A 10,239-nucleotide genomic window follows, 5' to 3' on the forward strand; every position below is an offset into this window, starting at 1 on the left:
CCTTCGCGTGTCTCGACTTCGCTCGACACGAACGGGAGTATAGCTTTGGCTTGTCTGCTTTCGGTCGTCAGCAGGCCCCCGAGCGCCCTTGACTCTCCCGTCTTTTCCGCTATCAGCGCGCCCGTGTCGTCCGGGCTCCGGCCTTGGCGATTCCGTCCGAGACAGTTGGTGAAGGGAATATGCCCTTCTTAATTTCCAGCCGAGACGGGGACAGTCTTTTATCGGTCGCCCGCCTGCTATCAGGCGCAAGCGGCTTGACCGACCCCATCGGACATCGTTGCGCGAAGGACAGGCGGGATTCGTCCCGCATGGCTTTCGCGTGTGTTAGCGGCCCGGCCGCGCGCGCTTTCATCTTCGGATAAGGGCGCATGTGCATCCGGGCATGAGTGGAGAAACAGGCATGGATCGTGCTGAAAAGGCCGAAGCCGTATCCTCGCTGAACGCTACGCTGTCGAATGCCGCCACGGTTGTGATTGTTCGCAACCTGGGCCTCACCGTCGCCCAGTCGACGGTGCTTCGCCAGCAGATGCGCGACGCGGGCGCGAGCTTCAAGGTCGCGAAGAACCGCCTGGCCAAGATCGCGCTCGATGGCACCTCCTACACCGGCATCAGCGACCTGCTGACCGGCCCCACGGCCATCGCCGCCTCGACCGATCCGGTCGCGGCTGCGAAGATCGCGGTGGAATTTGCCAAGACCAACGACAAGCTTGAAATCGTCGGTGGTGGCATGGGGGATGTGGTCCTCGACGTGGATGGCGTGAAGGCGCTTGCATCGCTGCCGTCGCTTGACGAGCTGCGTGGCAAGCTTGTCGGTCTGCTCCAGGCTCCGGCCACCAAGGTTGCCCAGATTGCGGCGGCCCCGGCTGGTCAGCTGGCGCGGGTCTTTGGTGCCTATGGCGCCAAGGAAGCGGCATAAGACTCTTACCTACCTCAAAACAATTCACCGGGCTTTCCCGGTTCTGATGGAGAATGAAAATGGCTGATCTCGCAAAGATCGTTGAAGACCTGTCGGCGCTGACCGTTCTGGAAGCTGCCGAGCTTTCGAAGCTGCTCGAAGAAAAGTGGGGCGTTTCGGCCGCCGCTGCCGTTGCGGTTGCCGCTCCGGCCGCTGGTGGCGCCGGTGGCGCCGCTGCTGAAGAGCAGACCGAATTCGACGTCATCCTGACCGGCGACGGCGGCAACAAGATCAACGTGATCAAGGAAGTCCGCGCGATCACCGGCCTCGGCCTGGGCGAAGCCAAGGCGCTCGTCGAAGGCGCGCCGAAGGCCGTCAAGGAAGGCGTGAACAAGGCCGAAGCCGAAGAGCTGAAGGCCAAGCTGATCGCCGCCGGCGCGACCGTCGAACTGAAGTAATTCGGTTCGGGTCCGGCGGGTTCGCCCGCCGTGCTTGCGACAAAGAAAAAGGGCGGTGCCTCGCGGCGCCGCCCTTTTTCGTGTCCGGCGCTTGCCGGCCCTAGTTGCGGGTCCAGCCGGGCTTCAGATCCTTGCGGACGCGGCCGGGTTCGAGGCGGCGAACTTCCTGCTCGGCGGGTGCGGCAGGCGTTTCGCGCTGCGAGATTTCCCATGCACTCACCGGCTTGCGACGCATGTCCTTCTGTTCGGCAAGGGTCGCGTCATATTCGGCGCGTTCCTGACGGTCGAGGAAGCGGGCGCGAGCGAGACGCTTCTGCAGCGTCGCGAAGGGATTGTCGGGCGTCGGGCCCGCCATCGCCATTGCTTCGTGACGGCCCATGCTACCGCTCGGCGCGGCGGCGAAGGTAGGCGTGGTCCTCGGCGCTGCCGGTTCGGGAGCAGCCGGCTCGGCGGTCCGTTCGGCGGCGATCGCGGCGGCTCCGGGGAACCATTCCGCGTCGGGCTGGGCTTCGTCGAACTCCCAGACTTCGCTCGATGCGCGGCGACGACGGGCAAAGGCAAGACCAGCACCGCCGATCAACAGCAACGCGGCAGCGCCACCAGCGATCTGCCAAGGCAGGCTGTCGTCGCCCGTCGTGGCGCGCTCCACTGGCGCGGGCGTCGCTTCGGCGACCGGCTCGGCCGGCATCGGAACGGCTTCGGTGACCGGCGCGGCTTCCGCCATCGCAGGAGCGGCGACAGGGGCCACCGGGACGGCTGCCTCCCGCGGTGCAACGGGGGAAGGCGCGGCTTCGCGGGGCTTTGCGACTTCGCGGGGCTTGGCGGCCACACGCTTCGGCGCGGGCGTCGCGGCAGCCTTCGGCTCGGCGGCCTTCGGCGCCGGCTCAGCGGGCGCGATGTCGAGCGGGACGCGAATGACCGGCTGCGGCGCTGTGGTCGTAGCGGCCGGAGGCGCAGTAGTTGCCGGTGCCTGAACCGGAGCCGGAACCGTCGTCGGCGCGACCGGCGGGGTCATGGTGACGGTCGGGGCTTCCTGCGCGAAAGCGGTGGGGGTGGACAGGACCAGGAACGCGGCAATCGCGCTCATGGTGGGGCGGGAGAGGGCGATATTTTTCGTCATAGTGAGAAACCAACGAACGGCGCGCGGAAAGCGCTGCCGAAAATCGCCGATTTCCACGATGGGACGTGCGCGCAGGGGGGTGGAATGACGAATCCGCCCCGGCCCGCTGTGCTCCTGAACCGCTTTCGCGATCAGTCGATGGATGCTGGCCGGGGCCTTGCGAGCGTCATCGAGGCTGCTGCCGAAATCGCCGCGCCCACCAGCGACAGATCGCGGTCGAGCCGCGCATCGAGTGCCGCCATGGGTAGCTCCGCGAGATCGGTAATGAGCGGCATCGAGAGCGATAGCCGCAGCGTTCCCGCGGCACCTCCGCCCGGCATCTGGTGCGTCTTGACCGGTTGGCCAAGCCGAATCTCGTGCCCGAACCACTGGCGCGAATGGCGCGCGATATGGCCGTGCATCGCCTTGGCGGCATCGAAATCGCAGTCCGGCCAGCGCGCCGACAGATCGAGCGTCCGCAGCGTCTCGGTCGCGAGGCAGCTTGTGCCCGCGCCCGGCACCTCGGTCAGTTCCAGCCGCTTGACCATCCGCATGACATGATGGCTGAAGCGCGCGATGACCCCGGCGACCTTTTCGTCGGGCAGCGCGGCAAAGCGCTCCATCTCGATCATTCCGGCTTGCAAGCGCAGCAGCAGCCCGAAATTGCCCGACGCGGCGAGCGTATCGGCGCCCGGCCAGTCCGCCGGCCATTCGGCGCGCGTCGCGACGCGGCGATATCCCTCGGGCAGCGGCTGCGCGCGATTGCGGACGCTGCCCGGGACCAGCGCGATGCCGCTGAACGGCGGGCCGCCGACGAACTTCGATCCCGTCATCAGCACGACGCAGCCGAGCGCGAGATAGCAGCGCACGGCGTTATGGTTCATGCGAAGCTGGCAGGCATCGACGACGAAAGTGGCGGCGTCGCCATGGGCCTCGGCGAGCCGCTCGACGTCGGCGACGGCCGGCAGCGTCAGTCCCGATTTCGAGCCGTGGACGACATGGACGACCGCGCGGCGGCCCTGCGCGGCGGCGCGGTCGATATGCAGCGCAAGTTCTGCGGCGACGGCGGCCGACGCCCGGGGACGTCCCGCCGCATCGCGGACCGCGACGTCGACGAGTTCGGTTCTGGCAAACACCGGGTCGATCGCGGTCTGCGCGACGACGCGTGCGCCGATCGCCGTTTCGGCGGCGAAGAAACGACCGGCGGCGCTGTGGACGCAGCCGCTGCCCACCTCGTCGCGGCCGAGCAGCACGGCGGTGATCGGCCGGCCGTCGTTCGCGGCGGCGAGGCCGACATATTCGAGATCGGTCCCCGAGGCGGCGAAGACGATTGCCGTGTCGGTCAGGCCGAAATGTTCGGCGATCCTGAGGCGCAGCATCGCCAGCGCCTCCGCATAATCGCCAGCCGCCATCGGCCGGTCGAGCCGGTCGTGCCAGCAATCGAGCAACGCGGTGAAACTATGGTCGGAAATGCTGCTGATCGTCGACGAGCCATAGGCGAGGGCGTCCGACGGCAGCACGGTCGCATGATATTGGTTGCGCCCGCCGGCATCGGGACGAATGCGTTGGTCGCCGCCGCTGGCAAGGACATCGGCGAGCCGGGCGGCGTGGCGCCGCGCGGCCGGCGAGCGGCGGTCGTCGAAAGCGTTGGCGGCAGGCAGCATGGCGGACGGATCCTGTGGGCGGGGAATGCGACCGCCCTAATGCGCCAAGATGACAGTGATTTGGCGCTTTGGTTTCAGCGCAGTCATCAAAGGGTCATCGCGCTGCAAACTCGGCGTGGTGAAAGACGGTCATGCGAATGACACATCTCAAACCGACGCGGCTGCCGGATCGCTTGCGCGATACGCAGCGGCTCCTCTTCATCGCCAAGCATGCGCGCTGGACCGGCGGGCTGCACCCCGACGACGGCAATCACGCCCTCTATCACCGCGAGACGCGCGAGATACTCGAAGGGCTGGGCATCCCGCTCGTCGTCGAGAATGACTATGCCGCGCTGTTCACGCGACCCGATGCCGATTTCGTCTTTCCCCTCCTCAACCGCGGTGGCTTCTATAACAGCGAGATGCTGCTGCCTTTGCTCTGCAACCGGCTCGGCCTTCCCTATATGGGTGCCTCGCCGATCGTGCGCGGGCTGTCCGACGACAAGCATTTGACCAAGCTCGAGGCCGCGGCGCTCGGCGTGCCGACGGCGCCCTGGGCGCTCTTTCGTCGCGGCGCGCCGGTCGATGTGACGCGCTGTCCCCCCGCGCGGCGCTGGGTGATCAAGCCGAATAACAGCTCGGCCTCGTGGGGCATTCGCGACGCGCACGACCGGATCGAACTGGCGCAGGCGATCGCCGAGATTCACGCGCTCGATCATGACGCGATCGTCGAGCCCTTCCTCGACGGCAGCGATGTCGAAGTGCCAGTGATCACATGTCGCGGCGAACCGACGATGCTGCCGATGATGATCTTCGAACAGGCTGACCCGACCCACCTTCGCACCTATCAGGAAAAGCGCGACCTGGTCGACCGCAGCGCCAAATACAGCCTCAAGCTGTTCGACGCGGGCACGCTGGCCGAGCAGATCGTCGATTATACCCGGCGGATGGCCGGGGTGTTCCAGCCCTTCGACTATGGCCGTTTCGAATTCCGCATCGATTTCGCCACGGGCGAGATCCGCCTCCTCGAGGTCAATCTCAACTGCAACCTGTGGTCCGAAAAAGTGTTCGGCCGCGCTGCGGTCGCCGCAGGTTTCACGCAGGCCGACCTGATCGAGACGATCGTGGCCGAGAGCATGATCCGCCAGATTGGCGTGACCCGCGAGCGGGACGCGGCATGAGCGGCTCAATCCTGATCCTCGCGGGCCGCCGTCCCGGTGCGGTCGACGCGCTTGCCGAGGCGCATGGGGTCGGCGACAAATGCCTTGTCCCCGTTTCCGGGTGGCCGATGATCGCGCATGTGCTGGGAAGCGCCGCGGCGACACCGGCACGGCGCATCTTCGTTTCGACGCACCATGACACGCTGCTCGACGATCTGGTCGATCCGGTGATCGAGCGGCTCGGTGAGCGGCTGGTGATCGTGCCAGCCGCCGATAACCTGGCGGACTCGGTGTTCGCAGCCGCTGACCGGGCCGATTTTCCGCTGTTCATCACGACCGCCGACAATTGCCTGCTCACGCCCGAAACGATTGCCGAGATCGGCGCCGAAGCGGCGCGCCTCGGCGCCAGTGCCGGGGTTGCGCTCGCGCGGCGCGAAGATGTGCTTGCGGTGCACCCCGAGGGGCAGCGGCGCTTTTATGAATTTTCGGATGTCGCGGTGTCGAACTGCAACGCTTACTGGATCGGCGACCGTGCGGCGTTGAAGGCGGCGGAGGCGTTTCGCGGCGGCGGGCAGTTCGTCAAGAAGCCGATCCGCGTAATGCAGGCCTTCGGACTCATCAACCTGCTGCGCTTCCGCTTCGGGCTTGGGCCGATCCACCACATCTTCCAGCGCATTTCGCGTCATCTGAAAGTCGACATCGCCCCGCTGCTGGTAAGCAACGGGGCGACGGCGATCGATGTCGATAACGAACGCTCGCTGCGCGTTACCGAGGCGCTGATGAAGCGCCCCGATATAGTCAATCCGCGACCCAGTTCCCGTGGAACCCCGGCGGAACACGGTGCGGCAGGTGAACGACAGCTTGCGGTGACCCGGTAAAATCATCGGCGTTCAGGATGACGAGATCGGTGGTCTCGTCATTCATGTTGACGACCAGCCCGATCAGCCAGCCGTCTTCTTCGGCGCCCGGGTCCCCGCGCGGGACGAAGACAAACTCGCCGGGGTGGCGGCCGGGGCCGAAGTCGTGGGCGTCGGTCGCGTCCTTTTCCAGGTCGTGGCGGAACAGCCGCGTTTCGGCGAGCTGCCATTCGGCATTCGCGCCGTCGGGGATCGCGACGCTGTAGATATAGCGATAGGGCCGGGTGGTCAGCCGCTCGTCGTAGCGCGGGAATTCCTGCGCATGGTCATGGATCACGGCACGCATTGTTGTTCCGGCCACCGGATCGATCGTCCAGCGTTCCATGCGCGACTTCTCGCTGTCGGGGCCGCGCTTCGAGCTTGCGAACATCGTTTCGTGCGCGACGACATCGACAATCACCTTGCCGTCAGCGGTTTCGTGCGCGTTGGCGGGATGGAAGACATAGCAGGGCTCGACCGGCACCCAGACGATCTCGTCGCCGCGGCCCTTTCGAGGGAGGAGGCCGACGCGAGCCGGATGCGCGTCGTTCCACGCATAGGGAAAGCGGTAACCGCCGAGCAGCATCTTCATCGAGAAGGTGACGGGCAGGTCGAAGACGAGGACGTAATTTTCGGTGATCGCGCAGTCGTGGATCGACGGGCCGTCGCTGACGGCGACCGCTTCCTCGCGGATCACATGGGCGTTCTTATCGACGACGACGTGCCAGACCTTGGTTGGCTCATCGCCCTTGTAGGTGATCGCGTGCAGTTCGCCAGTGGCCGGGTCTTCGTGCGGGTGCGCGGTGTAGCTGCCGACCAGTGTGCCGTCGAAGGGGTTGTGCGCGATGGTATCGAGCTCATATCCGAGTTCGACCGGCTTGCCGCCCGCCTCGACGATCGCGAAGGTGCGGCCGGCAATGCCGACGACGTTGGTGTTCGGCGCATCGCTGCTCTCGCGCGGGCCCGGCGGCACCTCTTCGCCGAGCACGGCGCAGGCCTCGGCGCCGCGGACCCAGCGGTTACGATACCAGTCGGCCTTGCCGTCTTCGATGCGGATGCCGTGGACCATGCCCGCGCCGGTGAACCAGTGATAGCTCGCCGGATCGGGCGCGGCGGCGGGATTGGGGCCGTTGCGCAGATAGCGGCCCTTGAGGCTGGCGGGGATTTCGCCGTCGACGCGGAGCGCCTCGAGCGTGAATTCCTCGGTCATCGGCTTGTGGATGCCGGTCAGGAAGGGGTGCGCGTCGGTGGGACGGGGGAGGCGCTTGCGATTGAAATCGGCGACCTTGACGATGCCTTTCGTGACCGCGCCGCGGATCAGGTTTTCGACGTTGCTCGCCATGGCGATGCTCCTTAAGCGGAAGGTTGCGAAGGTGCCGCGCAGCGCGGGGTTGCGCGGGCGACTCGAAATGTTTACAGTGACAACATGACCGAACAAGATAACAGTGTCAACATGGAAAATGCCGCGGGCAAGAGCGCGGCTTCCTATCATCATGGCGATTTGCGTGCCGCGGTGATCGCGGCGGGGCTGAAGCGGCTGCGCGACGGCGACGGGACCGATCTGGGGCTGCGCGCGCTGGCGCGCGACGTCGGGGTCAGCGCGACCGCGCTCTATCGCCATTTCCCGGACAAGGAGGCGCTGCTCGACGCGCTCGCCGACGAGGGGCTGCGGCGGCTCGGTGCGCTCCAGTCGCAGGCGTGGCTGAAGGCGGGCGGCGGCCGCGCGGGCTTCCTCGCGACGGGCATCGCCTATGTCCGCTTCGCGCACGACGAGCCTGCGATATTCCGGCTGAGCTTCACGCGCCAGATGTCCGAACGCTGCGAACCGGGCGGCGACGGCGGCGAGGTCGGCTATAATCTGCTCCGTGCCGGCGTCGCGCAAACGATGCCCTATCTCGACAATCCCGAAACCGCGGCGCTCCATGCCTGGTCGCTCGTCCACGGGCTCGCGATGCTGGTGATCGATCGCCGCATCGAATGGGACGAGGCGCTGGTCGAAGAGGTCGTCGGCATGACCTTTGGCGGGGTCGATTGACCGCAATCCGCGGCTTTCGGAAAGCGCATGATTTTGCGACGAAATGCGGATAGGTTTCCGCTCATGTTAGCGGTTTGTTTTCCATCTTTCGGCTAGACGGGGCGGATGAGGCACCCGCTCTCCCCCGGAGTCGAGGCGGCTTTCTGGTCGCTGCTGACCGCCGTCGGCTATTTCCTGCTCGCCAGCCTGTCGCTGCACGCGACCAGAGGCGCCGACAATATCGCTGCGATCTGGCCGCCGAGCGGTTATTTCCTCGCGCTGCTGTTGCTGATGCCGGCGCGGGCGCGCTTCGCATCCTTTGCTGCGATGGCCGTCGCCAGCGTCGCCGCCAACATGCTGAGCGGTGCGCCGGCATGGATCGCGGTGGCCTTCAGCGCCGCCAATGGCGCCGAGGCGTTCGTCGCGCTGTGGCTGATCCGGCGCAGGATCGTGGGGGAGTTGTCCTTCATGAACCTCCGCGCCGTCGCCAATTTCTGCATTGCGACCCTCTCGGCGAGCGCGCTCAGCGCCTCGATCGCGACAGCGCTCATCGGCGCCAGCCTTGTCAGCAGAGCCCCTGATTTCTTCCTGTCGTGGCTGACGACCGTCGCGCTCGGCATGCTGATCGTCACGCCGCCGATCGTCATGCTCGCGCGGCTGGTGGATAAAAGAGCGTTCGGCAATATCTCGCGCGCGATGCTGGGGGAGGCGGTCGCGCTGCTGATTCTGGCGGCGGCGCTAACGACACTTTCCTTCTCGCAATCGCAATTTCCGCTGACCTTCCTGCCCACCGTCGCGGTCATCGCGGCGTCGTACCGGCTTGGACCGTTCGGGGCGGCGACCGGCATGCTGATCGTCGCGATCATCGCGGCGTGGCTGACGGGGCAGGGGCATGGCCCGATCGCGGCGATCGACGGCAGCCAGAAGATCAAGGTTTTCTTCCTGCAATTCTATCTGGTGACCCTGCTGTTCACCGCGCTGCCGCTCGCCGCGCTGATCGTCGTGCAGCGCCGGCTCGCCAAGCGCCTCGAGCAGAGCAACCGCTGGCTGGTCCAGGCCGAGGCGGCGGCGCTCGTCGGCCATTGGCGGGTCGATCTGGTGCGCTGGACGATTCAATGGTCCGACCAGACCTATCGTGTCCACGGGCTGGAGCCGGGGTCGTCGGTCGATGTCGATTATAGCGTCGAGCAATATCTCCCCGAAGACCGCGCCGAAGTGCAGCGGATATTGGAGGAGGCGGTGCGGACGGGCGAGCCGTTCGTATATCAGGGCCGCATCCGGCGCGCTGACGGCGAGATCCGCCATGTGAAATCGCACGGCTCGATCGAGAAGGGACGCGGCGGCACGGCGGTCGGTATCTTCGGCACGGTGCAGGATGTGACCGAGACGGTCGAAAATGCCCGCATCCTGGAGGCGGCGCGCAGCGCGGCGGAGCGGGTTGCCAACACCGACATGCTGACGGGGCTTCCCAATCGCCGCCACACGCTGGCCTTTCTCGATCGGGCGCTCGTCGGCGCGCGCGAGCATGGCGCGCCGCTGGCGGTCGCGATCTTCGACATCGATCATTTCAAGCGGATCAACGACAATTACGGCCATGCCGCGGGCGACGAGGTGATCCGCCGCGTCGCGCGCCGCGCCAAGGCCTCGTTGCGCGACGAAGATATGGTCGGCCGCTTCGGCGGCGAGGAATTCGTCTGCATCCTGCAGCGGTCGAGCGCGCAGGCGGCAGAAATGGTTGCTGAACGGCTTCGCAAGGCGATCGCGGCCGAACGGGGTGCGGAGGACGAACTGCCCGCCGCGACGGTCAGCATCGGCCTGGCGATCTATGACGGCGAAACCGGCGCCGAGGAACTGCTCCATCGCGCCGACCAGGCGCTCTATCTTGCGAAGCGCGAAGGGCGGAACCGGCTGCGGATGGCGGCTTAGGTGGTGATTTCGCCTGTGCGCGGATTCGGTAGGAATAGTCCGGGAACGATCGGAAGGGGACAAGCCAAAGCTCTATACTCCCGTTCGTGTCGAGCGAAGTCGAGACACGCGAAGGCTGGCGCTTCCCAAGCGTGTCTCGACTTCGCTC

General features: G+C 66.4%; 9 protein-coding genes. 6 read left to right on the forward strand and 3 right to left on the reverse strand.

All coding sequences use genetic code 11. The features are described 5' to 3' along the window. The first annotated feature begins 400 nt into the window (after positions 1–400). Positions 401–916, forward strand: coding sequence for a 50S ribosomal protein L10 (gene rplJ, locus ACE3SL_RS09435; protein ID WP_374525481.1), 516 nt, complete (start codon positions 401–403; stop codon positions 914–916). Positions 917–975: 59 nt separating this feature from the next. Beyond that, on the forward strand, positions 976–1,353 hold the full coding sequence (gene rplL, locus ACE3SL_RS09440) for a 50S ribosomal protein L7/L12 (protein ID WP_374525482.1): 378 nt from the start codon (positions 976–978) through the stop codon (positions 1,351–1,353). 100 nt (positions 1,354–1,453) lie between these two features. On the opposite strand, the gene ACE3SL_RS09445 is transcribed toward rplL, so the two are convergent. Together ACE3SL_RS09445 and ACE3SL_RS09450 are read right to left on the reverse strand one after the other, a co-directional pair. Further along, entirely contained in the window at positions 1,454–2,440 is a 987-nt protein-coding gene (locus ACE3SL_RS09445; protein ID WP_374525483.1) for an LPXTG cell wall anchor domain-containing protein, read from the reverse strand. Between the two features lie 164 nt (positions 2,441–2,604). After that, entirely contained in the window at positions 2,605–4,116 is a 1,512-nt protein-coding gene (locus tag ACE3SL_RS09450) for a hypothetical protein (protein WP_374525484.1), read from the reverse strand. A 137-nt stretch (positions 4,117–4,253) separates the two neighbouring features. Here ACE3SL_RS09450 and ACE3SL_RS09455 point away from each other — a divergent pair, with 137 nt between their 5' ends. Then, positions 4,254–5,276, forward strand: a complete 1,023-nt coding sequence (locus ACE3SL_RS09455) for a phosphoribosylglycinamide synthetase (protein WP_374525485.1) — start codon at positions 4,254–4,256, stop codon at positions 5,274–5,276. Next, complete coding sequence (locus ACE3SL_RS09460) at positions 5,273–6,133, forward strand: NTP transferase domain-containing protein (RefSeq protein WP_374525486.1); 861 nt, start codon at positions 5,273–5,275, stop codon at positions 6,131–6,133. The genes ACE3SL_RS09455 and ACE3SL_RS09460 overlap by 4 nt, the downstream gene beginning before the upstream one ends. Here ACE3SL_RS09460 and ACE3SL_RS09465 read toward each other — a convergent pair. Then, on the reverse strand, positions 6,054–7,493 hold the full coding sequence (locus tag ACE3SL_RS09465) for a carotenoid oxygenase family protein (protein WP_374525487.1): 1,440 nt from the start codon (positions 7,491–7,493) through the stop codon (positions 6,054–6,056). The two genes, ACE3SL_RS09460 and ACE3SL_RS09465, sit on opposite strands and share 80 nt — an antisense overlap. 84 nt (positions 7,494–7,577) lie before the next feature. Here ACE3SL_RS09465 and ACE3SL_RS09470 point away from each other — a divergent pair, with 84 nt between their 5' ends. Beyond that, positions 7,578–8,186 carry a TetR/AcrR family transcriptional regulator gene (locus tag ACE3SL_RS09470; RefSeq protein WP_374525488.1) on the forward strand — a complete coding sequence of 203 codons (609 nt, stop codon included), beginning with the start codon at positions 7,578–7,580 and terminating at the stop codon, positions 8,184–8,186. Positions 8,187–8,291: 105 nt separating this feature from the next. Beyond that, entirely contained in the window at positions 8,292–10,091 is a 1,800-nt protein-coding gene (locus ACE3SL_RS09475) for a diguanylate cyclase (RefSeq protein WP_374525489.1), read from the forward strand. Positions 10,092–10,239: the final 148 nt, after the last annotated feature.

The sequence above is a fragment of the Sphingopyxis sp. genome (genome assembly GCF_041916015.1).
GTDB lineage: Bacteria > Pseudomonadota > Alphaproteobacteria > Sphingomonadales > Sphingomonadaceae > Sphingopyxis.